Below are 24,436 nucleotides of genomic sequence, written 5' to 3'. Positions count from 1 at the left end.
AGCCCGCAGATCCGCCGCGCACAAGGGGTTTAGCCCCGCCGAAGGCGCGGCATCGGCGAGAAGAGCGAGTGCATCGCACCACCGGCCCGGACGGACGGAACCCCACGCGTGACGGAGCATCCCACCTCCCACGAAGGCCGGCAGCCCCTGGCTGCCCGGTCGCAGGAACGCGCGCGCCCTCGCCAGGAGGCAGCGGCCGGCCTGCCCTCCGACGTGCCCGCCCAGCCCGGCGGGCCGGCGGTCCCGGCCGCGGCGGGCCCCGGCGCGGACGCGCCCGTGCCGCCGCCGACCGCCCCGCCGGGCGGTCCTGGCACGATGGCCCTCGCCGTGTCGGCGCAGCTTCCGGGCGGCGGCCGCGGCGGGGACACCGTCGCGCGGCGCGAGGGCGAGAAGCTCCGGTTCGTCGGGGCGGCGACACGGCGGATCGCGCGCGGCATCGACCTGGACGAGATCGTGCTCGGCCTGTGCCGGGCGACCGTGCCGACCTTCTCGGACGAGATCCTGGTGTACCTCCGCGACCCGCTGCCGGTGGGCGACGAGCGTCCGGTGGCGCCGTTCGTGCTGCGGCTGCGCCGTACGGACCGGCTGCGGTTAAGCGATCTGGAGGGCGAGGAGCTCGTGCTCGTGCCCGATCCGGACCCGACCCCCGCGGCCGAACTCTGCGAGGTGCGGTCCGGTGGGGCGCTGGCCGAGGTGCTGCGCGGGGTGCGGCCGGTGTTCGGCGACTCCGCGGCCGCCAAGACGGCGCTGACCGAACTGCTCGGCCCGGAGCATCCGTTGCCCGGCGGGCTGCGGGCGGTCCTCGCGCCGCTGCGCGGCCGGCGCCGGGTGATCGGCGCCGCCGTGTTCCTGCGGCGGCCGGAGCGGGCCGGTTTCGAGCCGAACGACCTTCTCGTCGCGGCGCAGTTGGCCACGCACACGGCGCTCGGCATCGACAAGGCCGTCCTGTACGGGCGTGAGGCGTACATCGCGGACGAGCTCCAGCGGACGATGCTGCCGGACTCGCTGCCGCAGCCGACCGGCGTCAAGCTCGCCTCGCGCTACCTGCCGGCGGCCGAGACGGCCCGGGTGGGCGGCGACTGGTACGACGCGATCCCGCTGCCGGGCAGCCGGGTGGCGCTGGTCGTCGGCGACGTCATGGGCCACTCGATGACCTCGGCGGCGATCATGGGGCAGCTGCGCACGACCGCGCAGACCCTGGCAGGGCTCGACCTGCCGCCGCAGGAGGTCCTGCACCATCTGGACGAGCAGGCGCAGCGGCTCGGCGAGAACCGGATGGCGACCTGCATGTACGCGGTGTACGACCCGGTCTCGCACCGGATCACCGTGGCGAACGCCGGCCATCCGCCGCCGATACTGCTGCACCTGGGCGGCCGCGCCGAGGTCCTGCGGGTGCCTCCGGGCGCCCCGATCGGGGTGGGCGGGGTGGACTTCGAGGCGGTCGAGCTGGACGCCCCGGCCGGTGCCACGCTGCTGCTGTACACGGACGGTCTGGTGGAGTCCCGGCTGCGGGACGTGTGGACCGGGATCGAGCAGCTGCGGGAGCGCCTCGCGGCGACCGCGCAGCTGACCGGGCCGGACCACTCGCCGCCGCTGGAGGCGCTCTGCGACGACGTCCTGGACATGCTGGGGCCCGGCGACCGGGACGACGACATCGCGCTGCTGGCGGCGCGGTTCGACGGGATCGCGCCGAGCGACGTGGCGTACTGGTTCCTCGACCCGGAGGACGCGGCTCCGGGGCGGGCCCGGAGGCTCGCCCGGCGGGCGCTCGCGCGCTGGGGCCTGGAGGAGCTGACGGACTCGGTCGAGCTGCTGATCAGCGAGGTCGTGACCAACGCCGTGCGGTACGCGGAGCGGCCGGTGACGCTGCGGCTGCTGCGGACGGACGTGCTGCGCTGCGAGGTCGGCGACGACTCGCCGCAGCTGCCGCGGCAGCGGCGGGCGCGGGAGACCGACGAGGGCGGGCGCGGCCTGTTCCTGGTGAACCGGCTGGCGCGGCGGTGGGGGGCGACCCGGCTCTCGGGCGGCAAGGTGGTCTGGTTCGAGCTGGCCACGCCGAGCCACTCGTAGCGGCGCCGGGCGGTAGGCAGCCCGCCGGGCCGTTCGCGGCGGCCCCGGGCGGTACGTGGCAGACCCGGGCCGTTCGCGGCGCCGGGTCGTACGCAGCCCGCCGGGCCGTTCGTAGCGGCCCCGGGCGGTCCTCGGCCCGTCGGGCCGCGGCGGACGTGCGGAAGGGCCGGACCCCTGAGGGGGTCCGGCCCTTCGCCGGTCGGTGGCCGCGGTGCTACCGCCGCGGGCCGTCGGTGCCCTGGCTGCCGCCCGGGTCGGGCGGTTCGATGGACGGCGGCGGTGACGGCTCGTCGGTGACCGGCGGGGCGGTCGTGGGCTCCGGCGGCGTCGTGGCCGGGTCGCGCGTCGGCTCGGCCGGCGTGGTGGCCGTGGAGGTCGGCGGGGGCGTCGGGTCCGGGGACCGCGTCGTCGGCTCCTCCGTGGGCTCCTCGGTCGGCTCCTCGGTCGGCTCGGTGCTGCCGCTGGGCGACGGATCCGGGCCGATGTCGCCCGCGCCCTCGGTCTCCAGGTCGAAGGAGGCGTCGGAGCCGCCGCCGAGGGCGCGCTCGGTGTAGTCGCCCCAGATCTGGGCCGGCGTGCGTCCGCCGTTGGCGCGGCCCTCGTTGATGGTGTTGGTGAGGGTGACCTGGTTGCCCTTGGCGTCCTCGCCGAAGAGAGCGACCGCGGTGACGAGTTCGGGGGTGTAGCCGACGAACCAGGCGGAGCGGTTGTTCTCGGAGGTGCCGGTCTTGCCCGCGGCCTCGTAGTCGCCGGCGGCACGGAAGCCGGAGCCGTTCTGGACGACGCCCGTCATGGCCTTGGTGACGGTGTCGGCCGCCTTGCGGCTGATGACCTGTTCGCCGATCCCCTTGGCGGGGGAGAGCGTGCGGTCCCGGTGCTCGGCGGCCTTCACGAGGGTCGGAATGACCTTCTTGCCGTGGTTGTCGAGGGTGGCGTAGACGCCGGCCATGTCCATCGTGGAGGCGCCCATGGTGCCGAGCGACATGGCGGGGGTCTCGCCGAAGTCCGCGCCGTCCTTCATGCCGAGGGAGAGGGCGGTCTTCTTGGTCCTGGCGGGGCCGACGTCGACGATCATCTGCGCGAAGACGGAGTTGATCGAGCTGTTGGTGCCCTTCTGGACGGTGACGGGGCCGTAGCTCCGGTCGTCCTCGTTCTCCGGGGAGAAGGGGATGTCGCTGCCGACGACCTCGCGCCGGCTGGTGCCGTCGTAGACCGTGCCGAGGGCGATCTCCCGGCCGTCCTGGGTGACGGAGCGGTTGTCGAGCGCGGAGGCGAGGACGATCGGCTTGAAGGTGGAGGCGGGCTGGTAGTCGCGGCGGGTCGCGTTGGACGTCCAGTGCTCGGTGGCGCCGACGCCGCCGTACAGGGCGACGACGTCCCCGGTCTTGGGGTCGACGGAGGTGGCGCCCGCCTGGACGGTCGCGTCCTTCTTGTCGCCCTTGCGGTCGAGCTTGGCCTCCAGCTGCCGGTCGACGGCCTTGACGAGGGCCTTCTGCCGCTTCTCGTCGATGGAGAGCGTGATGGTCCAGCCGCCGGCCTTGATGTCCTCCTCGCTGACGCCCTGGCGCATCAGCTCCTGGTTGGCGGCCTCGACGATGTAGCCGGTCTGGCCCTCCATGCCGGGGAGCGGCTTGGGCTTCTGCGGGACGGGGAACTTCATGCCGGCCCGCTCGGACGGGGAGAGCCAGCCCTCGCCGACCATGTTGTCGAGGACGTAGTTCCACCGCTCCTCGACGAGCTTGCGGCCGGTGCTGCTGGCGGAGGTCCAGTCGTACTGGTTGGGCGCCTGGAGCAGCGAGGCGAGGTAGGCGCCCTGGGCGGTGGTGAGGCGGGTGGCGTCGACGCCGTAGTACGAGCGGGCCGCCGCCTGTATGCCGTAGGCGCTGCGGCCGTAGTAGCTGGTGTTCATGTACCCGGCGAGGATCTCGCTCTTGGTCGACTGCCGGTCGACCTTGATGGCGATGACCATCTCCTTGAGCTTGCGCGTCGCGGTCTGGTCCTGGCTCAGGTAGAAGTTCTTGACGTACTGCTGGGTGATGGTCGAACCACCCTGCTTGCCCTTGCCGGTGATGGTGGACCAGGCGGCGCGCGTGGTGCCCTTGATGTCGACGCCGTTGTCCTTGTAGAAGGTCTTGTTCTCCGCGGCGACGAAGGCCTTCTGGACCTGCGCGGGGATCCGGTCGAGGCCGACGATCTCGCGGTTGATCCGGCCGGTGCGGGCGAGGACCTTGCCGTTGGAGTACTTGTAGATGTTGCTCTGCATCGTCGCCTCGGCGTTGGCCGTCGGCACCGGGACCATGAGGTAGACGACGTACAGGGCGCCCATGGCGAGCAGGCAGGCCACGAAGAAGGTGCCCAGGAGCTTCTTCCAGGTGAAGAGGCGGCGCAGGCCGCGTTTCTTCGCCTTGCTCTTGTCCGGTCCGCCCATGTGTCGTGTCGCTCCGCTCGTCGTGTGTCCCGGCGTGCCTCGGCCCGTGTCCCCGCGCCGGATCGGGTCAGCTAGCCAGCTAACACCGACGATGCAGACAAAGAACAACCGATCACGCCTTTTCCGGACGTGAGAATCAGCACCCATGCCCAGAGGAACCGACGCGCGGACGGGGCCGATGGTTGCGTGAGGGGATGGTTCCGCTTCGTGTCGGGTTCTCCCCGGCGCACGACACACGGCTATACACCGTAGGTATACATCCCGTGTACAGTGGCCGCCATGTCCATCGGTCACACCCTCCTGGGGCTCCTGGAGTCCGGCCCGCGCCACGGTTACGACCTCAAGCGCGCCTTCGACGAGAAGTTCGGCCACGACCGGCCGCTGCACTACGGCCAGGTCTACTCGACCATGTCCCGGCTCCTGAAGAACGGCCTCGTCGTCGTCGACGGCATCGAGGCGGGCGGCGGCCCGGAGCGGAAGCGGTACGCCATCACCGAGGCGGGCATCACCGATGTCGCCCAGTGGCTCGCCACCCCCGAGAAGCCCGAGCCCTACCTCCAGTCGACGCTCTACACCAAGGTCGTCCTGGCCCTGCTCACCGGCCGCGGCGCCGAAGGGCTCCTCGACACCCAGCGGGCCGAGCACCTGCGCCTGATGCGCGAGCTCACCCGGCGCAAGCGGGACGGCGACCTCGCCGACCAGCTCATCTGCGACCACGCCCTCTTCCACCTGGAGGCGGACCTGCGCTGGCTGGAGCTGACCGCCGCCCGCCTCGACCGGCTCGCCGAGGAGGTCCGCCGATGACCTCCGCCCCGCTCCTCACGGCCACCGGCCTCGACAAGGCCTACGGCCCCACCACGGCACTGGCCGGCGCCTCCTTCGCGCTCCGGGCCGGCGAGGTCGTGGCCGTCATGGGCCCCTCGGGCTCCGGGAAGTCGACCCTGCTGCACTGCCTCGCCGGAATCGTGCGCCCCGACGCGGGCGTCATCACCTACGACGGACGCGAGCTGACCGCCCTGTCCGACACGGCACGCAGCTCCCTGCGCCGCACCGACTTCGGATTCGTCTTCCAGTTCGGCCAGCTCGTCCCCGAGCTGACCTGCGTCGAGAACGTCGCCCTCCCCCTCCGCCTCAACGGCGAGAAGCGCAGGGCAGCCGAGGCGCGGGCCACCGAGTGGCTGGCCCGCCTGGAGATCGACGACACCGCGCACAAGCGCCCCGGCGAGATATCCGGCGGTCAGGGCCAGCGCGTCGCCGTCGCCCGCGCGCTCGTCACCGCCCCGCGGGTGATCTTCGCCGACGAACCGACCGGCGCCCTCGACTCCCTCAACGGCGAGCGGGTCATGCGACTCCTCACCGACGCCTCCCGGGACACCGGCGCCGCCGTCGTCCTCGTCACCCACGAGGCCCGCGTCGCCGCCTACTCGGACCGCGAGATCGTCGTGCGCGACGGAGCGGTGCGGGACGCGGAGTGGGCGGCATGACGCTCCGCACCCGGCTCCGCGACCTGGCGCTCGGCGCGCGGTTCTCGGTCGCCGGAGGCCGGTCGGGCCGCCTGCGCACCCTGCTCACCGCGACCGGGGTCGGCTTCGGCGTGGCCCTGCTGCTGCTCGCCTCCTCCCTGCCGAACATGCTCTTCCAGCGGGAGGTCCGCGAGTCCGTCCGCGCCGTCGACGGCAGCGGGCGGGTCGACGCGCCGCGCCCCGACTCCTTCCTCCACCTCGGCAGGACCACGATCTACCGCGACGACGTGGTCAGCGGCCTGCTGCTGCGGCCGGAGGGCGACCGCCCGGCGGTCCCGCCGGGCGCCGCGGCGTTCCCCGCGCGCGGCGAGATGCTGGTCTCCCCCGCGCTCCGCGAGCTGCTCGACTCCCCCGAGGGCGCCCTCCTCAAGGAGCGCCTCCCCTACCGGATCGGCGGGACCATCGGACCGGAGGGCCTCATCGGGCCCGCCGAGCTGCGGTACGTCGCCCACGTCGGCTTCCTCACCACCGACAACTACGACGGGCGCGGCGTGCGCTACGGCTGGTCGGTGCCCGAGGAACCGATGAACGCGTTCCTGATCCTGCTCGTCGTCGTCGCCTGCGTCGTCCTGCTGCTACCGGTCCTCGTCTTCATCGCCACCGCCGTCCGCTTCGGCGGCGAGCAGCGCGACCGGCGCCTCGCGGCCCTCCGCCTCGTCGGCGCCGACACCGCCATGATCCGGCGGATCGCGGCCGGCGAGTCCCTCGCGGGCTCGCTGCTGGGCCTCCTCGTGGGCATCGGACTGTTCGCGGCGGCCCGCCGGTTCGCCGGGGCGTTCACCATCTGGGACGTCAACGCGTACCCCGCCGACGTCGTGCCGATGACCGCGCTCGCCGCGCTCGCCCTCGTCGCCGTCCCGGTCTCCTCCGTGGTGGTCACCCTCGTCGCGATGCGCGGAGTGGTCGTCGAGCCGCTCGGGGTGGTCCGGACCTCCACCCCCCGCCGCCGGCGCCTCTGGTGGCGCCTGCTGCTCCTCGCGGCGGGCGCCGCCCTGCTCGTCCCGCTCATGGGCGACGTGCGGGTGACCGAGGCGAGCATCGACACCGTGGGCGTGGCGGCCGGCACCACCCTCGCCCTGATCGGCCTGACGACGCTGCTCCCGTGGCTCGTGGAGGCCGGGGTGAAGCGGCTGCACGCCGGACCCGTGGCCTGGCAGCTGGCCGTCCGCCGGCTCCAGCTGAGCAGCGGCACGGCGGCCCGCGCCGTCAGCGGCATCGTCGTCGCGGCGACGGGCGCGATCGCGCTCCAGATGCTCTTCCAGGCGATGGAGAACGACTTCACCCGGGGCACGGGCCAGGACGTGTCCCGCGCGGAGATCGTCGTCGGTGTCGACGCCGGATCCGCCGACGCGGCGCGCGGGACGATCGCCCGCTTCGAGCGGACCGAGGGCGTCCGGGACGTCGTCGGGATCGTCGAGTCGCACGTGTGGCGCCCCGGGCCCCTCAAGCAGGGCGAGGGGTACGCCCCGATGAGCGCGCTCAGGGTCGGCGACTGCGCCTCCCTCGCCGAGTTCGCCACACTGCCCTCCTGCAAGGACGGCGACGTGTTCGTCCTCCTGGCGCACGGCGCACAGGGCAGCCCCGACGACTCCTTCGTCACGAGGGCGGCCCGACCGGGCGCCGCGGTCGCGCTGCGCGACCCGCATCCGCACCCGAGCGAGCCGCAGCGCGCCGGGGACGGCCCGCCGCCGCAGTGGCGGATCCCTGCCACGGCGCGGGTCGTGGACTCCCGCCCGGACCCGACAGGCATGCACCAGTACGGGGTCCTCGCCACCCCGACGGCGATCGACGCCGCCCGGCTCGACGATCCCGACGCGCAGGCCATGGTCCGGCTCGACCCCGCCGTGCCCGACGCCGCCGACCACGTGCGGAACACCGCGGAGGAGATCGACCCGACGTCCTGGGTCCGCACCCTCGCGGAGACCGAGCGGGACGCCGCGTTCGGCAGCGTCCGCACCGGCATCCTGGTCGGCTCCACCCTGACGATGCTGCTGGTGGCGGCCTCCCTGCTGGTCGCGACCCTGGAGCAGCTCAGGGACCGCAGGCGGCTGCTGTCCTCGCTGGTCGCCTTCGGCACCCGGCGGTCCACCCTGAGCTGGTCGGTGCTCTGGCAGACGGCGGTGCCGATCACCGTCGGCCTGGTCCTGTCGGTCGTGGGCGGGACCGGCCTGGGGGTGGTGCTGCTGGGGATGGGCGGTCAGCAGGTCCGGGACTGGTGGGCCTTCCTGCCCGTCGTCGGGATCGGTCTCGGTCTGATCGCGGCCGTGACGCTGCTGAGCATGCCCGTCCTCTGGCGCCTGATGCGGGCGGACGGGCTGCGCACGGAGTAACCCTCCGGGCGGATGTACGAGCAGGGGGCGGCGGTTCCCGATACCGGGGGGTATCGGGAGCCGCCGTCCGCCGTGCCGGCCCGGCGCGCGGGCGGGTTCCCGGGAACCGCCCCGCGCGTACGGGCGCTCAGCCGTCGCCGTCCAGCACCCGTACGGGCAGTCCGCGCATCGCCCCGCGCAGTTCCGTCGCGAGTTCCTCGAACTCGGCGTGCCGGGCCGCGCCGGTGCGCATGGCGAGGGCGATCCGCCGGGCGGGCGCCGGTTCGGTGAAGAGCCCCGTCCACAGGGCGTTGTTGCGGGCGGTCTCGACGGTGACCGCGGTGCGCGGCAGCAGGGTCACCCCCAGTCCGCCGGCCACCAGCTGCACGAGGGTGGAGAGCCCCGCCGCGGTGGTGGTGACCTCGGCGCCGTCCGCGCGCCCGGCCTCGCGGCAGATGTCGAGCGCCTGGTCGCGCAGGCAGTGCCCCTCGTCGAGGAGCAGCAGCCGCAGTTCCCTGAGGGCCTCGCGCGGGATGTCGTCCCGGCCGGCGAGCGGATGGCCCTGCGGGGTGACCAGGACGAAGTCCTCGTCGAAGAGGGGCAGTTCGGTGACCCCGGGGACGCCGAGGGGCACGGCGAGGAGCAGCAGGTCGAGGCGTCCGGCCGCCAGCCCCTCCAGCAGCGAGGAGGTCTGCTCCTCGTGGACCTGGAGGTCGAGGTCCGGGTAGCGGCGGTGGACCAGCCGCAGCACCGTGGGCAGCAGGTAGGGGGCGACCGTCGGGATCACCCCGAGCCGCAGCACCCCGGTGAACGGGGCCTGGGCCGCCTCCGCCTCCTCCATCAGCTCCGAGACCGCGCCGAGGACCCCCCGGGCGCGGACGGCGAGCCGCTCCCCCGCCGGCGAGAGCAGCACCTTCCGCGTCGTACGCTCGAGGAGTTGGACACCGAGTGCCTCTTCGAGTGCCGAAACCGCGCCCGAGAGGGCGGGTTGGCTCATGCCGATGGCGGCCGCCGCGTCGCGGAAGTGCAGATGCTCGGCCACCGCCGCGAAGGCTCTGAGCTGGGAGAGGCTGGGTTGTTTCACACGTCGTGCCGGGATCACTGATAACCACCTTCGATCAACACGACCCACTCTAGCTATTTCACTGATCAATGCACTCCGTGCCATGCTGTGAGCCGTCCAACCCCCACGGAAGACCTCAAAAGGGACCCTTCCTGTTCGCAAGGAGAGCGCGTGCTCACTGTCGGTGACAAGTTCCCCGCCTACGACCTGACCGCCTGCGTGTCGCTGGAGAGCGGCAAGGAGTTCGAGCAGATCGACCACAAGGCCTACGAGGGCAAGTGGCGCGTGGTGTTCTTCTGGCCGAAGGACTTCACCTTCGTCTGCCCCACCGAGATCGCCGCGTTCGGCAAGCTGAACGACGAGTTCGCGGACCGCGACGCCCAGATCCTCGGCGTCTCCGGCGACTCCGAGTTCGTCCACCACGCCTGGCGCAAGGACCACGCCGACCTGCGTGACCTGCCCTTCCCGATGCTGGCCGACTCGAAGCACGAGCTCATGAGCGACTGCGGCGTCCGCGGCGAGGACGGCTTCGCCCAGCGTGCCGTCTTCATCGTCGACCCGAACAACGAGATCCAGTTCACCATGGTGACCGCCGGCTCCGTCGGCCGTAACCCCAAGGAGGTCCTGCGGGTCCTCGACGCCCTGCAGACCGACGAGCTGTGCCCCTGCAACTGGAACAAGGGCGAGGGCACCCTCGACGCGGCCGCGCTCCTGTCGGGCGAGTGATCTGACATGGCTCTCGACGAACTGAAGTCCGCCATACCGGACTTCGCCAAGGACCTGAAGCTGAACCTCGGTTCGGTCATCGGCAACAGCGAGCTGCCCCAGCAGCAGCTCTGGGGCACCGTCCTCGCCTGCGCGATCGCCTCGCGCTCGCCGAAGGTCCTCAAGGAGCTGGAGCCCGAGGCCCAGGCCAACCTGAAGCCCGAGGCGTACCAGGCGGCCAAGTCCGCCGCCGCGATCATGGCGATGAACAACGTCTTCTACCGGACCCGTCACCTGCTGTCGGACCCCGAGTACGGGACGATGCGCGCCGGTCTGCGGATGAACGTCATCGGCAACCCGGGCGTCGAGAAGGTCGACTTCGAGCTGTGGTCGCTGGCGGTGTCCGCGATCAACGGCTGCGGCCAGTGCCTCGACTCGCACGAGCAGGTGCTGCGCCAGGCCGGTGTCGACCGCGCCACGATCCAGGAGGCCGTCAAGATCGCCGCGGTGATCCAGGCGGTCGGCGTCACCCTCGACGCGGAAGCGGTCCTCGCCTCCGCCGAGTAGGACGTCACGGTACGGAGAAGGGCCCCGGGGCTGCGCGCCCCGGGGCCCTTCCGGCGTGTCCGGGGGGTCGCTCCCCCAGCGCGGTCACTCCTTGAGCCGGGCCATGAGGGCGAGCGCGTCCTGGGACATCGGGACGTCGATCCCGGACAGGTCGGGCTGCTCGACGGCGCCGCGCACCGGGTTCCCGTTCTCGTCGTAGGGCACCTGCCAGAACAGCTGCAACCGGATCTCGGCCTGGCCGTCGAGGACCCAGAGCGTCCCGCCCTGCTCGCTCGCGTCGTCGAACCAGGCCTGTTCGCCGATCCCGTCGATCCTCCGCAGGACGCCGGCCTGCCGGGCCCTGGCCTCGAACTCGTGGCCGGGGTCGATCACCTTGTGCAGGGTGTACGTCACCTCGACGGTCTGGCTGGCCTCCTCCGGGCCGAAGGTGGCCGAGCAGGAGCCCTCGCTGATGGCCGGCTCGTCCATCGGCGGTCCGTATCCGTCCACGGTCCGCTTGCCCAGGATGGCGCCCAGCGCCTTGAGCTCCGCGCGCTTGCAGAGTCCCAGCTCCCCCTCCACGGGCGCGTACCCGCCGAGGTCGGGTCCCGGCTCCTTCCGCTGCTCGTAGGCGTAGAGCCCGCCGCCCCACACCGCCGACGCCAGCACCGCGCCGCCGACCGCCCACAGCCACGGGCGGCGGGGGCCGGGCGTGCGCCGGGCCTGTTCCTCCGTCAGGACCTCCGTGGTGTCGTACGAGGTGTCGCCGTCGAGCTCCGGTTCCGAGATCACGGGCGCTTCTCCGCCTTGCCCGCGAGCGTGCCGGGGGCGGGGGTCGGCGCGACCTCGTAGGCGGTCGCCCCGCGGGGCTCGGGGGCGCTGCGCAGGGCCTGCTCCGTGCTGTACGCGCGGAGGTAGCCGACCACCGTGTTGACGACGGCGACCAGGGGGACGGCGACCACGGCGCCGCCGATGCCGGCGGTCAGGCCGCCGGCCGCGACCGCGAGGACGACGGCCAGCGGGTGGACCCGCACCGCGCGCCCGAGGATGAAGGGCTGGAGGACGTGGCCCTCGATCTGCTGCACGGCGAGGACGACGACCAGCACCATGAGCGCGGTGAACGGGCCGTTGGTGACCAGGGCGACCACGACGGCGAGGGCGCCGGAGACGACGGCGCCGACCAGCGGGATGAACGCGAAGAGGAAGATGAAGACGGCCAGCGGCACGGCCATCGGGACTTCGAGGAACCAGAGTCCGAGGCCGATGAAGACCGCGTCGATCAGGGCGACGAGCACCGTGCCGCGCACATAGGCGGTGAGGGTGCGCCAGGCGCGCGGCCCCGCACCGGCGACGCCGGGCCGGGCCTGGGCGGGCACCAGCTTGAGCGTCCACTCCCAGACCTTCTTCCCGTCGTACAGCAGGAAGAGCGTCGAGAACATGGCGAGCAGGATGCCGGTCATCGCCTCGACGAAGACGGCGACGCCCTGGAGTCCCACGGAGGTGATCTGCTCGGCGTTGGCGCCGATGGTGTCGCTGAGGTTCTTCGCGATCTCGTTGATCTGGCGCTCGGTCACGTGGAACGGGCTGTCCAGGGCCCAGCGCTTGAGCTCCTCGATGCCGTCCTTGACGCGATCGGTCAGGTTGTCGATGTTGTCCATCACCTGCCACACCACGAACCAGCCGACCAGGCCCATCACCACGAAGCCGGAGACGGCGGTGACGGCCGTCGCGAGCCCGCGGGGCAGGCCCCTCCTGCGGAGCATGGCCACGGTGGGCTGGAGCAGGGCGGTGACGAGCAGCGCGGCGACGAAGGCGAGGACGACCAGCTGGACGGAGCTGATCACCTTCATCAGCACCCAGACGGTGCCGGCGAAGACGAGCAGGCGCCAGCTCGCCTCGGCGGCGACCCGCATGCCCCACGGGATCGCGGCGACGGGGTCGGGCCGGGCGGCGACGGCGGGGGCGTACGAGGGGGGCGCGGGCACGGAGGCCGGGGCGGCGGCCGCCTCCGGGAGGGGTGCGGCGGTGTCCGGGTCGGCGTCCGGGGCGTCGGCGTCTCCGGTGCGGGCGCCGCCCGGGGTCCCGGCCGTCTGCCCGGCCTCCGGGGGCGCGTCGGCCGTCCGCCGCCGCTGCGGCTCCTCGTACGACGGGTCCAGCGGATCGTCGCGCTCCGCCTCGGCCCGCCGCTCGTCGAGGCGTTCACCCATACGGCTCAGGCTCGCGCCCAGCCGACCCAGCCACCCTGGCACTCTCGACATCGCTTTCCTCATCCCCCGCTCGCTTTTTCCCACTCGTTCCCCGGCGTTCCCCCCGGAATCCGTGGAGTTGTGAACCTACACGCGGGGAGCCCCCCACCGTTGGACGGTGGGGGGCTCCCCGAAGTCGAGCACGCCGTTCTAGTACCAGCGGTGGGACTGCCAGAACGACCAGGCGCCGCAGGGGCTGCCGTAGCGGCTGTTCATGTAGTTGAGGCCCCACTTGATCTGGGTGGCCGGGTTGGTCTGCCAGTCGGCGCCCGCGCTGGCCATCTTGCTGCCGGGGAGCGCCTGGACGAGACCGTAGGCACCCGAACCCGGGTTGACGGCCTTGTAGTTCCAGGTGGACTCGTGGTCCACGATGTTGCTGAAGCACTGGAACTGCGAGGCCGGGATCATCTGGCGGGCGATCGCCTTGACCTCGGCCACGGAGTACGAGCCCTGCGCGCTGAAGGTCGAGGCGTCGCGGACCGCGGAACGGCTGGCGCGCTCCTCGGCCTCCTTGCGCTCCTTCTCGGCCTTCTCCTCGGCGGCGACCTTGTCGGCGGCCTCCTTCTTCGCCTCGGCGTCCTTGGCGGCGCGGAGACGGGCCGTCTCCTCCGCGGACTTCTTGGCGAGGGAGTCGGCAGCGGCGGCCTGGACGTCGGCCTGCTCCGAGAGGGACGAGACCTGTACCTGGGCCTGTTCGCCCACGGGGATGTCCGCGAGCAGCGTGGTGTCGGCCGCGGTGGCCTCGAAGTTGTCGTCCGAGGACTGGGCGGCGTTACCCGACGCAACGCCCATGACGGCGCCGACGGTGGTGACCGCAGTGGCCGAAGCCACCGCGAATCCCCGGACCGAGATCCGGCTCACACGGTTTCCTTCCAGCACGCCCGCACAGGTGACCACGCGGGCGAAATCGTGCCCCTGGCGCTGGTCTCCGACGTACACGGTCACAGAAGACACGGGCCCGTGGTGCTGTGGGCGGCATACGGCGAACGACTGTGGAGTTATGTGGTGCTGGTGCGCCTGAAGGTGCACGGGTGCCGTATGCGGGGCCTGACGGAAGCAAGACTCTGCCGGACGGCGACACCGCAAGGCAATTCTGCGTTGCGTGTGAAAGCTCACACCTGGGCGGGGGTAGGTGTTTTCGCAGATAAGGCGGACATGGGGGCGCCGCCCGGCTAAGCTCCTGCGCTCTGCCGGGCGGCGCCAACTTCCGTACGGGGACGGACCCGTACCGATCGGGTCAGATCTGACCGTCCTCCAGCATCTCCGTCACGAGCGCCGCGATCTGGGAGCGCTCGGAGCGGGTGAGGGTGACGTGGGCGAAGAGCGGATGCCCCTTCAGCTTCTCGACCACGGCGACGACTCCGTCGTACCGGCCGACCCTGAGGTTGTCGCGCTGGGCGACGTCATGGGTCAGAACGACCCGCGAATTCGCCCCGATTCGGGACAGAACGGTCAGGAGGACGTTCCGCTCCAGGGACTGGGCCTCGTCCACGATGACGAACGCGTCGTGGAGCGAACGGCCGCGGATGTGGGTGAGCGGCAGGACCTCCAGCATCCCGCGGCCGAGGACCTCCTCCACCACCTCGCGGCTCGCGACCGAGGACAGCGTGTCGAAGACGGCCTGAGCCCAGGGGCTCATCTTCTCCGCCTCGCTGCCCGGCAGGTAGCCGAGCTCCTGGCCGCCGACCGCGTACAGCGGACGGAAGACCATCACCTTCTGGTGCTGACGGCGCTCCAGGACCGCCTCCAGGCCCGCGCAGAGCGCGAGCGCGGACTTGCCGGTGCCGGCCCGCCCGCCCATGGAGATGATGCCGACGTCCGGGTCGAGGAGCAGGTCCAGCGCGATCCGCTGCTCCGCGCTGCGGCCGCGGAGCCCGAAGGCCTCCCGGTCGCCGCGGACCAGCCGCACGTTCCCCTCGGCGGTGACCCGGCCGAGCGCCTTGCCCCGCTCGGACTGGAGCACCAGGCCCGTGTGGACCGGAAGCTCGGCGGCCTCCGGCACGTACAGCGACTCCTGGTCGTAGAGCAGGTCGACCTGCTCGCCGGAGAGCGCCAGGTCGGACATCCCGGTCCAGCCGTTGGCGTCCGTGATGGCCAGTTCGGCCCGGTACTCCTCGGCGAGGAGCCCGACCGACGAGGCCTTGATGCGCAGCGGCAGGTCCTTGGAGACGACCGTGACGTCGTACCCCTCCGCCTGGAGGTTGCGCGCGACCGCGAGGATCCGTGAGTCGTTGTCCCCCAACCTGTAGCCGGCGGGCAGGATGCCGGGGTCGGAATGGTTGAGTTCGACACGCAGGGTGCCGCCCAGGTCCCCCACGGGGAGCGGGGCGTCCAGGCGTCCGTACCGGACCCGGAAGTCGTCCAGGAGGCGCAGGGCCTGCCGGGCGAAGTAGCCGAGCTCGGGATGGTGCCGCTTGGCCTCAAGCTCCGTCACCACGACGATCGGGAGCACGACCTCGTGCTCCTCGAACCGGGAGACGGCGTTGGGGTCGGCCAGCAGGACGCTGGTGTCGAGAACATAGGTGCGCCGGTCGGAAAGGCGGCGCTTCGTGCTGGTCACCACGGATGGACAGACCCCCTCGGAAGACCCCTGTGAGGTCGGGGTGCGACGGAACCGGTGTCGCTGCGGATTGGGACCGGGTTCGGGCCACCGTGCACGGGCCGAACCACGGCCCTCCGCTTCTCCCGTACGTGTCCCGCACGGTCGTCCTGGTGCAAGGGGCCTCCCGGGTGGCGGTCTCCGTGCCGCTCACTTCACCAGGGATATGCCCTCGAACAGGCTCAGCCATGCCATGGCATATGACGACGTGTTCGTGAACACGAGGTGATCGGTTCCGACCGGGTCACCGGGCCCCCGCGGGGCCCGTCCGGATCCGGGGATCAGGTCCCGTAGCGCCGGTGCCGCGCGGCGTAGTCGCGCAGCGCCCGCAGGAAGTCGACCTTCCGGAAGGCCGGCCAGTGGACCTCACAGAAGTAGTACTCGGAATGGGCGCTCTGCCACAGCATGAATCCGGACAGCCGCTGCTCGCCGCTGGTGCGGATCACCAGGTCCGGGTCGGGCTGGCCGCGGGTGTAGAGGTGCTCCGAGATGTGCTCGACGTCGACGATCTCGGCGAGCTCCTCGAAGCTCGTGCCGCGCTCCGCGTGCTCCAGGAGCAGCGAGCGGACCGCGTCGGCGATCTCCTGACGGCCGCCGTAGCCCACGGCCACGTTCACGAGTATCCCCGTGTTGTCGTGGGTGGACTGCTCGGCCTCCTTGAGCACCGACTGCGTACGGGCGGGGAGCAGGTCCATCGTGCCGACGTGGTGGACGCGCCAGCGGCCGTCGGCGGCCAGCGCCCGCACGGCGTTCTCGATGATGCCGAGCAGCGGGACGAGCTGCTCCTCCGGCCGGTTCAGGTTGTCCGTGGAGAGCATCCAGAGCGTGACGACCTCGACGTCGGTCTCGGCGCACCAGCCGAGCAGCTCCTGGATCTTGTCCGCGCCGGCCTTGTGGCCCTGCTCGGGCGTCCCGCCGGAGGCCTTGGCCCAGCGGCGGTTCCCGTCGAGGATGACCCCGATGTGCTTGGGCACCTGGTCATGGTCGAGGCGGCCTTCCACCCGGCGTGCGTAGAGCCCGTACACCAGGTCGCGCAGGTTCACTGTTCTTTACCTCTCCATGCAGCGGCAGGCCCGCCGTGCCGCGGCGGTCCGCAAGCCGCCACACTACTGCGCACGGGCGACAGGCTCCCAGCCCGGGACTGTCACAAGTCCGTGATAAGCAGAGATACGTGACTGATTCCCCCCTGTACCGCGCCGCAGCAGACCGCTACGACTCCATGGAGTACCGCCGCTCGGGCCGCAGCGGCCTCAAGCTCCCCGCCGTCTCCCTCGGCCTCTGGCACAACTTCGGCGACGACCGCGCCCTCGACACCCAGCGCGCGATCCTGCGCCGCGCCTTCGACCTCGGCGTCACCCACTTCGACCTGGCGAACAACTACGGGCCGCCGCCCGGCTCCGCCGAGCTGAACTTCGGCAAGCTCTTCGCCCAGGACTTCGCGCCGTACCGCGACGAGCTGATCATCTCCACCAAGGCCGGGTACGAGATGCACCCCGGCCCGTACGGCGAGTGGGGCTCCCGCAAGTACCTGCTGTCCTCGCTCGACGCCTCCCTGAACCGGATGGGCCTCGACCACGTCGACATCTTCTACTCGCACCGCTTCGACCCGCACACCCCGCTGGAGGAGACGATGGGGGCCCTGGCCTCCGCCGTCCAGCAGGGCAAGGCGCTGTACGTGGGCGTCTCCTCGTACAACAGCGAGCAGACCGCAGAGGCCGCGCGGATCCTGCGCGAGATGGGCGTCCGTCCGCTCATCCACCAGCCCTCTTACTCGATGATCAACCGCTGGACCGAGGAGGACGGCCTCCTCGACACGCTGGAGGCGGCCGGCATGGGCTGCATCTCCTTCGTGCCGCTGGCGCAGGGCCTGCTCACCGGCAAGTACCTGAAGGGCATCCCGGAGGGCTCGCGGGCCACCCAGGGCAAGTCCCTCGACCCGAACCTGCTCTCCGAAGAGGTGCTGCGGCGGCTGCGCGGCCTCGCGGAGATCGCGGGGCGGCGCGGGCAGACGCTGGCGCAGCTGGCGCTGTCGTGGGTGCTGCGCGACGAGCGGATGACCTCGGCGCTGATCGGCGCGTCCAGCGTCGCCCAGCTGGAGGAGAACGTGGCCGCCCTCGCGTCCGCGCCGCTGACCGCCGACGAGCTCGTGGAGATCGACTCGTTCGCCGTGGACACCGCGGGCACGAACATCTGGGCCGGCCGGGGCTGACGCGCTCCGGGTGACGGTGTGGCCCCGAGGGGATCCGGGGCGGGCCCCTGCCGGTGTCCGGGCAAGAAAAACGGGCCGGTCCGTGGGGGGGATACGGACCGGCCCGAGGGGGGGTTTCCACCATAACCCTTCGTTAGTCGTCTTGCGCGCCAGGTACGCCGAACGAACCCCGCCGAATTCCCCGGATCCCAGTCGGGACAAGGGGTTCAAGCCCCGGTGGCGGGTTTGCGCCCCGGCGCGGCGGCGGACTTCCGTCCCTCCCACGGGGGACCGCCCGGACCGGTCGCCGCGTTGACGGGACTCCCGCCGCGGACCCGCTCCCGGGCAGCTCGGAGCCCGTGCGCGGCAGGCCGCCCGCCACGGCCGTCACCGCGGGCGACGGGCCGGTGACCGGCGGGCACGAACCCTCAGGGCAGGGCGGTGAAGGCGCCGAGGAGCAGTCCCAGCAGCCCGCCCGCGAGCATGAAGGGCCCGAACGGGATCGCCGAGGAGCGGTCGGCGCGGCGCAGGACCATGAGTCCGATCCCGTACGCCGACCCCAGCAGGAACCCGGCGAAGGCCCCGAAGAACAGGACGTCCCAGCCGTACCACCCGAGCGCCGCGCCCAGCGGCATCGCCAGCTTGGCGTCGCCGAGCCCGAAGCCGTCGCGGTTGATCTCGTGGAGCACCCGGTAGGCGCCGCCGAGGACGAGCGCGCCGAGCACGCTGTGGAGCCAGGAGCCCATGGCGTACGGGAGGAGCGCGGCGAGCCCCAGGAGCAGCGGCACCGCGGCCGCCAGCGGCAGGGTGAGGACGTCGGGGAGCCGGCCCACGCGCGCGTCGACGCCGGCGAGGACGACGGCGAACGGCGCGCCGAGCAGCCAGACCGCGAGCTCGGGCCGGGGGCCGCCGGTGGCGGCGGCCAGCGCGGCGCAGGCGAGCGCGGTCAGCAGGGGCGCCGTGAAGGGCCCGCCGGGCGTCGCGCACTCCTGCCGTCCGGGCCCGCCGAGCCAGCCGCGCGCGGGCCCCGCGAAGACGTGCCCGGCGGGGCAGCGGTCGCGCCAGGGCTCCTCGGGTGCCACGGAGAGCCGGTACGCGGCGCGCGGCACGAGCAGCCCGACGGCGGCGCCCCAGAGGGCGGCGAGGGTGATCGTCGTGACGTACACGGACCGACCCTAGGGTCGCCGGACCGCTACGGTCTGGCGCATGGGGAAATGGGCGGACGGCACGGGGACGCTGACGGTCGGTTCGGGGGCGCCGGTGCGGCTGGAGGTGGCGGCCTCGTACCGGGCACGGCGGCGGGGGCTGCTGGGGCGGGACGGGATCGCGGGGGCGCTGCTCATCGTCCGGACGAACAGCGTCCACACCTTCGGGATGCGGTTCCCGATCGACGTGGCGTATCTCGACGGCTCGTTCACGGTCCGGTCCGTCGTCACGATGCGTCCGGGGCGGCTCGGCATGCTCCGGCCGCGCGGCCGGCACGTCCTGGAGGCGGAGGCGGGCGCGATGGCGGGCTGGGGGCTGCGGCCGGGGGTACGCGTGCGCGTGGAGACGGCATAGGGCATGTCCTGTCGGTCGAGCCCGCCTGATCGACAGGGCACCCCCTGCGACGTCACGGCGGGCCCGGCCCCAGGAGGGTGAAGGCGCCGTATCCGGCGGAGGCGAGGGCGAGCCCGGTGAGGACCGGTGCGGCGGTCCTGGCGCGGAGCCGGGCGAGGGCCGCGGCGGGCGGGAGCAGCAGCCCGAACGCGGGCATCATCAGCCGCGGCCGGGAGCCGAAGTACGCGGCGCCCACGAGGGAGACGCCCACGACCCCGACCGTGTAGACGAGCAGCGGCAGCGGCTGGCGCTGCCGCACGCAGAGGACGACCAGCAGGCCGAGCAGGGCGAGCGCCGCGCAGAGCCCGAGGGCCGCGGGCCAGGGCAGACCGGCGATGAACCGGGCGAGGGCGACCCCGCCGTCGATCGAGTTGCCCCAGGCGGCCTGGACCTCGAAGTAGGCGGTCGCGCTGTCCCGGCGGACGCCGACGTACGCGACGTACCCGAGCCAGCCGAGCGGCGCGATCAGGACCCCGAGGAGCGTCCGCGCGGGCAGCCGACGGTCGCGTACGAGTGCGGCGAGGGCGGTCAGCCCGAGGGCGGCGATCAGCGCGACGGCCGTCGGGCGGGTGAGCCCGGCGGCCGCGCACAGGACTCCGGCCAGGATCCAGCGCCCGCGCAGGACCGCGAGGAGCGACCAGGCGGCCAGGGCCGTGAAGAGCGTCTCCGTGTACGCCATCGACTGGACGAACGCGGTCGGGTACACGCCCCAGAGGACGGCGAGCAGCACGCCGGTCCGGGGGCCGAAGGCATGCGCGCCGCACCGGTACATCCCCCAGGCGGCGGCGAGCCCGGCGGTCCAGGAGACGAGCAGCCCGGCACCGGCCGCGTCCAGCGGGAGGACGGCGGAGAGGCCGCGCTCCAGGGCCGGGAAGAGCGGGAAGAACGCCAGGTCGGGGTGGACGTCCCCGTTGGGCAGGGTGGACTGGTACCCGTAGCCGTTCTCGGCGATCCGCACGTACCAGACGGAGTCCCAGCGGCCCTTGAGCCGGTGCAGCCCGTCCTCGCCGGTGACGGCGGAGGCGATCGCCAGGACCGCGAGGCCGACGAGGCGGGTGAGGGCGTACCCGCCGACGGCCAGGACCGCGGGGTCGAGGGCGCGGAAGCGGCCGGCGAGACGGGCGGTGCGGCTGTGGCCGGTGAGGGCGGGCGGGGACTGCGGGGACATGCGCCCGATTATCCCGGCGGTGCCGAGGGCTCAGCCCCGGGGCACCGTCCCGGCGGTGCCGAGGGCTCAGCCCCGCGGCCTTATCCGGACGAACTTCGCGGCCATGACCGGACCGAGCTGCTGGACGATGGCGTGCCCCGGCTCGTGCGGCGAGGGCAGGTCGCCGAGGAAGGAGGTGACGATCACCTCGTCGACGCCCAGGACGCCGCGGCAGCTCTGCTCCTCCAGGAAGGCGAGGGTGCGGCGCCAGTCGGCCGCGCACGGGGTCTCGCCGAGGAAGGAGCGGACGGTGTCCTGGACCACGTCCCAGAAGAACACGTGCGGCTGCACGCCGCCCTGGTGGAAGACGTGGTTGTCGTACACGCCCCGGAACTCGGGGATCCGGGCGACGAGGTCGCTGACCAACTGCACGCTCTGCGTACTCCGCGCGCCCTGCGTCCTCCGCGGTCTCTGCGCGGATCTCTGCGCGCTCTGCGGACTCGGGACCGCGCCCGGGGTGTCGCCCGTCGTCGTCATCCGTCCAGAATGCTCCTGCCCGGCGGGCTTGTCCCGCCACCTTTGCGCTTTCCTGACGTCGGCTTTCGGCAGGTTTTCCACAGGGGGTGCGAAGTGTCCCTCTTCCGTGGATCGTTGGGCGTATGTACGAGTTGGCGATCCTCGCGAGGGGCGGGATCCTCCTGACGATCCGGGCGCTCGCGGCGGGCTGGCCGCCGGGGCGGCTCGCCGGCCGGCTTCGCCGGGACGGCTGGCAGCGGATCTGCCGGGGCGCGTGGGCGGCCCCGGGCAAGGAGGTGGACTGGCGGGTGCGGGCGACGGCGCTCCAGCTCCTGCGCCCGGAGTGGGTGTGCAGCCACGGGACGGCCGCGCGGCTGCACCGCATCGAGCGACTGGGAGCGGGAGGGGGCGCGGAACCGCTGGAGTTCACCGCCCCGGCACCGTCCCGCTCGCCGTCCGGACCCGCGGCGGGCGGGGGGACACCGGTGCGCGTCCACGGCACGAGATTCCTCACGGCGGCGGACCGGTCGATGCGGCGGGGCCTGCGGACGACGACACCGGCGCGGACGGTCGGCGACCTGATACGGGCGGCGGGCGGCCGGGAGGAGGCCGTGGTGGTCGCCGACTCGGCGCTCGCCCGCCGGGCGGTCGAGGGGGTGCGGCGCGAGGCGCTCGTCCGGTACGAGGACCTCGCCGCCGAACTCGCGGCGCCCCGGCGCGGATCGCCCCGCGCCCGTGCCTGGCTCCGGCTGGCCGAGCCGGCCTCCGGTTCCCCGGCGGAGACGGTGGCGAGGCTGCGGATGGGGGACGCCGGCCTCTTCCCGGAGTCCCAGCCGATCCTGCGCCCGGCCTCGGGACCGCCGCTGCGCCCGGACTTCCTGTTCCGCGCGGAGGGCCTGGCCGTGGAGGTCGAGGGCTACGCCTTCCACGGCACCCGCAGGGCCCACGAGCGGGACGCGGCCCGCTTCAACGCCCTGCAGTCCTGCCCCGAGGTCCGCCGGGTGCTGCGGTTCACGGCGGGCGAGGTCTTCCGCCGCCCCGACCGCGTGACGGCCGTGATCAGGGCGGCGCTGGCGTTCTGACAAGGACGTCAGGGGGCGGCGGGCGGGCTGGTCCGGGGGAAGGAGATCTCGACCCGGCGGTTCTTCTTGCGGCCCTCCTCGGAGCCGTTGTCGGCGATCGGGTAGTCCTCGCTGTAGCCCCGGATGTCGAAGGTCGTGCCCGGGTCGAGGCTCCGCGCCAGCACCTGCTGCACGGCGACGGCCCGCTCCTTCGACAGCTTGAGCCCGTGCTCGTACGTCCCGAGGTTGTCGGTGAACCCGAAGACGCGGACGCGACCGGACCCGAGTCTGTTGATCTCGGCGGCGATCGCGGCGATACGGGCGTTGGCGGCGGCGCCGAGCTTGGCGCTGTTCTTGGGGAACAGGACCTCGGCCTGCAACGCGAACGTCACGTCCACGTTGGTGTCCTGGCGCCGCTGCTCACCGCTTTCGTCCTCGACGATCTGCTTGATGTCGAGCACCTTGGCGGCGGCGAGGGTGGCCCCGTCGGGAAGCATGAGCCCCGGGGCGTTCGGATCGATGGCCGGCGGCGGCGAGGCACTGGCGGCGGCCCCGGGCGGATCGTCGGCGTACGCGACGGGCACGAGAAGGGGCCCCAGCGCGACGGAGGCGACCAGAAGCACGGCGAGGCGGCGGGATGTCGTCGTCATGGCGTCGCCTCAGGAGAGTTTGAGGGTGGCGGGTTCGAAGGTGGGGAGTTGGAAGGAGACGGCTGCGGTGCCGGCCGGGGGCGCGGGGAATTGCAGGAACACCGGAATCCCCTGTCCGGCGCCGATGTTGGAGAGCCCTGATGTGGTCAGCGGACGGCCGTCGGTGTCCCTCAGCACGTAGTACCGCTTCTTCCCCACCGCATCGACCAGGGTGGCTCCTCCGAGGGAGTTGCCGTGCTTCACGACCTCCGTCTCATCACCGCTGAGGCGGGACGGAACGATGGTTCCCGTGTCCGAGGTGTTCTTCAGCTGCCCCTTGACCGTGAGGAATCCGCCGGCGTCACGCTCCGCCAGGTTGATGGCCAGCTCAAGCCCCTTCTGCCCCTTGAGCGTGACCAGCACCTCCGTGGGCGTCTCCGCGCTCGGCTGCTCCGACCCTGCCTGGGTCGTCGACTGAGACGGAGTGGCGGTCGCGGCCGGCTTGTTCGCCAGCGGCTTGTCCTCGGCCCCGCAGCCGACCGCAAGGAGAGCCACCGATGCGACGGCGAGGGCGGCCAGCCCCGTTCGTGCGTACCGAACATTCATGAAGCGCGCTTCCTTTACTCGTCGTCGCCGGCCAGTCGGACGGTGAAGAGTTCTGCGGCACTGGGAAGTACCGGGTCGTCGGGGTCGATCGTCCAGTCCTTCTCGCCGCAGGTGAGCCCGGTGATCGGCTCCGGTTCCGGCTCGGGTTCCGGTTCCGGCTCCTCCCCCGGTTCCGAGGGATCGGGCGACGGCTCCGTCTCCTCCGGCTCGGGCTTCTCCGCCGTGAAAGAGCATTGCGGCTCGATCAGGGCGGTCGCCGACGCGACGGCGTGCTGCGCTTTCGCCCCCGGGAGACCCACGGTCTCCTGGGACTCCACGGTGGCGCTGAAGCCCTGAGGATCCGACAGGGGGACACAGCCGTCCCCCGACAGCGCCGCGGCGTTCTTGGCCGCGAACGAAGCCGCCTGCTGGCACGCGGAGGAGGGATCGTACGCCTCCCCGCGGACGAAGGCGTCCCACGCCTCAGGGTCGAGGATCACCTCGATCCACCCCCGGCGCAGCTGGTCCCGGGCGTCCTCCGCCGCGGCCAGAGCCGCGGCATCGGCCGCGGTCTGGGCGCCGTTACGCGTAGCCGCGGCCTGCCCGACCACGAAGTAGACGAACGCGAGGAACAGCAGCCCCCCGACGGCGCCGATGTATACCGGGAACGCCTGCCCCGCATCACCCCGCCGGCGACGCGAGCCCGTCAGCCGCCCGTCAGTTCGCTGATCTTCGTGGCGATGGCATCCTTGATCGACTGTCCGAGATCCGTGCCGGTGATCGCCACCACGATCGCCACCACCACCACGATGATCCCCAGATACTCGACCGCCGTCTGCCCGCGGTCCCTGTCCCGGTGTTCCGGGTTCGTTCGGGTCGTCAGTTCGAGCATGGCCTTGGTCAGGGCCTTCAGCATCGCGTCGTTCATCGTGGTCCCCTCCGCGTTCAGACGCCTGCGCACCGCCACGGTACGCCGACCCCTCGGTCGGCGCACTGGGCCCGTGGGCCTCTCTGTGGGCCCTGGTCATCGGGTGGGCCTGGAGCCCAGCCATGAGGCTATGGCCTCGGTACGGGTGCGGGTGCGGAGTTCGGCGAAGATGCGGCCGGCGCGGCCGGACGGATCGCCCCCGCCCCTGACCGGCGCCCTCGTGATCACGCAAGTCGTCCCGCTTCCACGGGTCTTCACGGTCGTCATCTCCACCCCCCTCACACTCCGTCCCCA

Annotated in this window: 23 protein-coding genes; 9 read left to right on the top strand and 14 right to left on the bottom strand. The window is 72.6% G+C overall.

Annotation, left to right across the window (positions count from 1 at the left end):
* Positions 1-108: 108 nt before the first annotated feature.
* Positions 109-2,070: a SpoIIE family protein phosphatase gene (locus ACF09E_RS28175; protein WP_392208068.1), complete on the top strand. Its 1,962-nt coding sequence runs from the start codon at positions 109-111 to the stop codon at positions 2,068-2,070.
* Positions 2,071-2,284: 214 nt separating this feature from the next.
* On the opposite strand, the gene ACF09E_RS28170 is transcribed toward ACF09E_RS28175, so the two are convergent.
* On the bottom strand, positions 2,285-4,498 hold the full coding sequence (locus ACF09E_RS28170) for a transglycosylase domain-containing protein (protein ID WP_392208066.1): 2,214 nt from the start codon (positions 4,496-4,498) through the stop codon (positions 2,285-2,287).
* A 279-nt stretch (positions 4,499-4,777) separates the two neighbouring features.
* On the opposite strand from ACF09E_RS28170, the gene ACF09E_RS28165 reads away from it, so the two are divergent.
* Genes ACF09E_RS28165 through ACF09E_RS28155 form a run of 3 tightly spaced genes read left to right on the top strand, consistent with a single transcriptional unit; the run spans position 4,778 to position 8,351 of the window.
* Complete coding sequence (locus ACF09E_RS28165) at positions 4,778-5,302, top strand: PadR family transcriptional regulator (protein ID WP_392208064.1); 525 nt, start codon at positions 4,778-4,780, stop codon at positions 5,300-5,302.
* On the top strand, positions 5,299-5,982 hold the full coding sequence (locus ACF09E_RS28160; protein ID WP_392208062.1) for an ABC transporter ATP-binding protein: 684 nt from the start codon (positions 5,299-5,301) through the stop codon (positions 5,980-5,982). The genes ACF09E_RS28165 and ACF09E_RS28160 overlap by 4 nt, the downstream gene beginning before the upstream one ends.
* Positions 5,979-8,351, top strand: coding sequence for an FtsX-like permease family protein (locus tag ACF09E_RS28155; RefSeq protein WP_392208060.1), 2,373 nt, complete (start codon positions 5,979-5,981; stop codon positions 8,349-8,351). The genes ACF09E_RS28160 and ACF09E_RS28155 overlap by 4 nt, the downstream gene beginning before the upstream one ends.
* Positions 8,352-8,478: 127 nt before the next feature.
* Here ACF09E_RS28155 and ACF09E_RS28150 read toward each other — a convergent pair whose 3' ends face one another.
* Positions 8,479-9,414, bottom strand: coding sequence for a LysR substrate-binding domain-containing protein (locus ACF09E_RS28150; RefSeq protein WP_392208058.1), 936 nt, complete (start codon positions 9,412-9,414; stop codon positions 8,479-8,481).
* Positions 9,415-9,564: 150 nt separating this feature from the next.
* Here ACF09E_RS28150 and ACF09E_RS28145 point away from each other — a divergent pair, with 150 nt between their 5' ends.
* Complete coding sequence (locus ACF09E_RS28145) at positions 9,565-10,119, top strand: peroxiredoxin (protein WP_073809243.1); 555 nt, start codon at positions 9,565-9,567, stop codon at positions 10,117-10,119.
* 6 nt (positions 10,120-10,125) lie between these two features.
* Positions 10,126-10,665 carry an alkyl hydroperoxide reductase gene (locus ACF09E_RS28140; protein ID WP_015035886.1) on the top strand — a complete coding sequence of 180 codons (540 nt, stop codon included), beginning with the start codon at positions 10,126-10,128 and terminating at the stop codon, positions 10,663-10,665.
* Positions 10,666-10,749: 84 nt separating this feature from the next.
* On the opposite strand, the gene ACF09E_RS28135 is transcribed toward ACF09E_RS28140, so the two are convergent.
* The 5 genes from ACF09E_RS28135 to ACF09E_RS28115 all read right to left on the bottom strand — a co-directional run bounded on the left by ACF09E_RS28135 (position 10,750) and on the right by ACF09E_RS28115 (position 16,532).
* A complete protein-coding gene (locus ACF09E_RS28135; protein WP_392208056.1) occupies positions 10,750-11,436 on the bottom strand; it encodes a hypothetical protein in 687 nt (228 codons plus the stop codon).
* On the bottom strand, positions 11,433-12,902 hold the full coding sequence (locus ACF09E_RS28130) for an AI-2E family transporter (RefSeq protein WP_392208054.1): 1,470 nt from the start codon (positions 12,900-12,902) through the stop codon (positions 11,433-11,435). The genes ACF09E_RS28135 and ACF09E_RS28130 overlap by 4 nt, the downstream gene beginning before the upstream one ends.
* A gap of 138 nt (positions 12,903-13,040) precedes the next feature.
* A complete protein-coding gene (locus ACF09E_RS28125) occupies positions 13,041-13,751 on the bottom strand; it encodes a transglycosylase SLT domain-containing protein (RefSeq protein ID WP_361861611.1) in 711 nt (236 codons plus the stop codon).
* Positions 13,752-14,127: 376 nt separating this feature from the next.
* Complete coding sequence (locus ACF09E_RS28120; RefSeq protein WP_073909792.1) at positions 14,128-15,453, bottom strand: PhoH family protein; 1,326 nt, start codon at positions 15,451-15,453, stop codon at positions 14,128-14,130.
* A 317-nt stretch (positions 15,454-15,770) separates the two neighbouring features.
* Positions 15,771-16,532, bottom strand: a complete 762-nt coding sequence (locus ACF09E_RS28115; RefSeq protein WP_073909796.1) for an isoprenyl transferase — start codon at positions 16,530-16,532, stop codon at positions 15,771-15,773.
* Positions 16,533-16,660: 128 nt separating this feature from the next.
* Between ACF09E_RS28115 and mgrA the strand changes: the two genes are divergently transcribed.
* Complete coding sequence (gene mgrA / locus ACF09E_RS28110) at positions 16,661-17,698, top strand: L-glyceraldehyde 3-phosphate reductase (RefSeq protein WP_392208052.1); 1,038 nt, start codon at positions 16,661-16,663, stop codon at positions 17,696-17,698.
* A 407-nt stretch (positions 17,699-18,105) separates the two neighbouring features.
* Here mgrA and ACF09E_RS28105 read toward each other — a convergent pair whose 3' ends face one another.
* The gene (locus tag ACF09E_RS28105) at positions 18,106-18,843 is read right to left on the bottom strand and encodes a prepilin peptidase (RefSeq protein ID WP_392208050.1); all 738 of its coding nucleotides are present in this window, start codon (positions 18,841-18,843) and stop codon (positions 18,106-18,108) included.
* Positions 18,844-18,883: 40 nt separating this feature from the next.
* On the opposite strand from ACF09E_RS28105, the gene ACF09E_RS28100 reads away from it, so the two are divergent.
* Positions 18,884-19,237: a DUF192 domain-containing protein gene (locus ACF09E_RS28100; RefSeq protein WP_361859614.1), complete on the top strand. Its 354-nt coding sequence runs from the start codon at positions 18,884-18,886 to the stop codon at positions 19,235-19,237.
* A gap of 52 nt (positions 19,238-19,289) precedes the next feature.
* Here ACF09E_RS28100 and ACF09E_RS28095 read toward each other — a convergent pair whose 3' ends face one another.
* On the bottom strand, positions 19,290-20,444 hold the full coding sequence (locus tag ACF09E_RS28095) for a hypothetical protein (RefSeq protein ID WP_392208048.1): 1,155 nt from the start codon (positions 20,442-20,444) through the stop codon (positions 19,290-19,292).
* Between the two features lie 66 nt (positions 20,445-20,510).
* Positions 20,511-20,855 carry a hypothetical protein gene (locus ACF09E_RS28090; protein WP_361859608.1) on the bottom strand — a complete coding sequence of 115 codons (345 nt, stop codon included), beginning with the start codon at positions 20,853-20,855 and terminating at the stop codon, positions 20,511-20,513.
* A gap of 227 nt (positions 20,856-21,082) precedes the next feature.
* On the opposite strand from ACF09E_RS28090, the gene ACF09E_RS28085 reads away from it, so the two are divergent.
* Complete coding sequence (locus tag ACF09E_RS28085; protein WP_392208046.1) at positions 21,083-22,021, top strand: hypothetical protein; 939 nt, start codon at positions 21,083-21,085, stop codon at positions 22,019-22,021.
* Positions 22,022-22,029: 8 nt separating this feature from the next.
* Here the strand turns inward: ACF09E_RS28085 and ACF09E_RS28080 are convergent, their stop codons facing one another.
* Genes ACF09E_RS28080 through ACF09E_RS28065 form a run of 4 tightly spaced genes read right to left on the bottom strand, consistent with a single transcriptional unit; the run spans position 22,030 to position 24,106 of the window.
* Positions 22,030-22,650 carry an OmpA family protein gene (locus ACF09E_RS28080; protein ID WP_392208044.1) on the bottom strand — a complete coding sequence of 207 codons (621 nt, stop codon included), beginning with the start codon at positions 22,648-22,650 and terminating at the stop codon, positions 22,030-22,032.
* 9 nt (positions 22,651-22,659) lie between these two features.
* Positions 22,660-23,235 (bottom strand): hypothetical protein, encoded by a 576-nt coding sequence (locus tag ACF09E_RS28075; protein WP_392208042.1) that lies wholly within the window; start codon positions 23,233-23,235, stop codon positions 22,660-22,662.
* Between the two features lie 14 nt (positions 23,236-23,249).
* Positions 23,250-23,924, bottom strand: coding sequence for a pilus assembly protein TadG-related protein (locus tag ACF09E_RS28070; RefSeq protein ID WP_392208125.1), 675 nt, complete (start codon positions 23,922-23,924; stop codon positions 23,250-23,252).
* On the bottom strand, positions 23,921-24,106 hold the full coding sequence (locus ACF09E_RS28065; protein ID WP_392208123.1) for a hypothetical protein: 186 nt from the start codon (positions 24,104-24,106) through the stop codon (positions 23,921-23,923). The genes ACF09E_RS28070 and ACF09E_RS28065 overlap by 4 nt, the downstream gene beginning before the upstream one ends.
* Positions 24,107-24,436 lie beyond the last annotated feature (330 nt).

The sequence above is a fragment of the Streptomyces sp. NPDC014891 genome (genome assembly GCF_043081085.1).
Lineage (GTDB): Bacteria > Actinomycetota > Actinomycetes > Streptomycetales > Streptomycetaceae > Streptomyces.
Note: the sequence above shows the minus strand (reverse complement) of the source record. Positions and strands in the feature narration are given on the sequence as shown.

What these genes read in the sequence shown, in the direction of transcription:
- ACF09E_RS28170 (WP_392208066.1), bottom strand. Translation starts at nt 4,498, where the DNA reads ATGGGCGGACCGGACAAGAGCAAGGCGAAGAAACGCGGCCTGCGCCGC.
- ACF09E_RS28165 (WP_392208064.1), top strand. Translation starts at nt 4,778, where the DNA reads ATGTCCATCGGTCACACCCTCCTGGGGCTCCTGGAGTCCGGCCCGCGC.
- ACF09E_RS28160 (WP_392208062.1), top strand. Translation starts at nt 5,299, where the DNA reads ATGACCTCCGCCCCGCTCCTCACGGCCACCGGCCTCGACAAGGCCTAC.
- ACF09E_RS28155 (WP_392208060.1), top strand. Translation starts at nt 5,979, where the DNA reads ATGACGCTCCGCACCCGGCTCCGCGACCTGGCGCTCGGCGCGCGGTTC.
- ACF09E_RS28140 (WP_015035886.1), top strand. Translation starts at nt 10,126, where the DNA reads ATGGCTCTCGACGAACTGAAGTCCGCCATACCGGACTTCGCCAAGGAC.
- ACF09E_RS28130 (WP_392208054.1), bottom strand. Translation starts at nt 12,902, where the DNA reads ATGTCGAGAGTGCCAGGGTGGCTGGGTCGGCTGGGCGCGAGCCTGAGC.
- ACF09E_RS28100 (WP_361859614.1), top strand. Translation starts at nt 18,884, where the DNA reads ATGGGGAAATGGGCGGACGGCACGGGGACGCTGACGGTCGGTTCGGGG.
- ACF09E_RS28095 (WP_392208048.1), bottom strand. Translation starts at nt 20,444, where the DNA reads ATGTCCCCGCAGTCCCCGCCCGCCCTCACCGGCCACAGCCGCACCGCC.
- ACF09E_RS28085 (WP_392208046.1), top strand. Translation starts at nt 21,083, where the DNA reads ATGTACGAGTTGGCGATCCTCGCGAGGGGCGGGATCCTCCTGACGATC.
- ACF09E_RS28080 (WP_392208044.1), bottom strand. Translation starts at nt 22,650, where the DNA reads ATGACGACGACATCCCGCCGCCTCGCCGTGCTTCTGGTCGCCTCCGTC.
- ACF09E_RS28075 (WP_392208042.1), bottom strand. Translation starts at nt 23,235, where the DNA reads ATGAATGTTCGGTACGCACGAACGGGGCTGGCCGCCCTCGCCGTCGCA.
- ACF09E_RS28065 (WP_392208123.1), bottom strand. Translation starts at nt 24,106, where the DNA reads ATGCTCGAACTGACGACCCGAACGAACCCGGAACACCGGGACAGGGAC.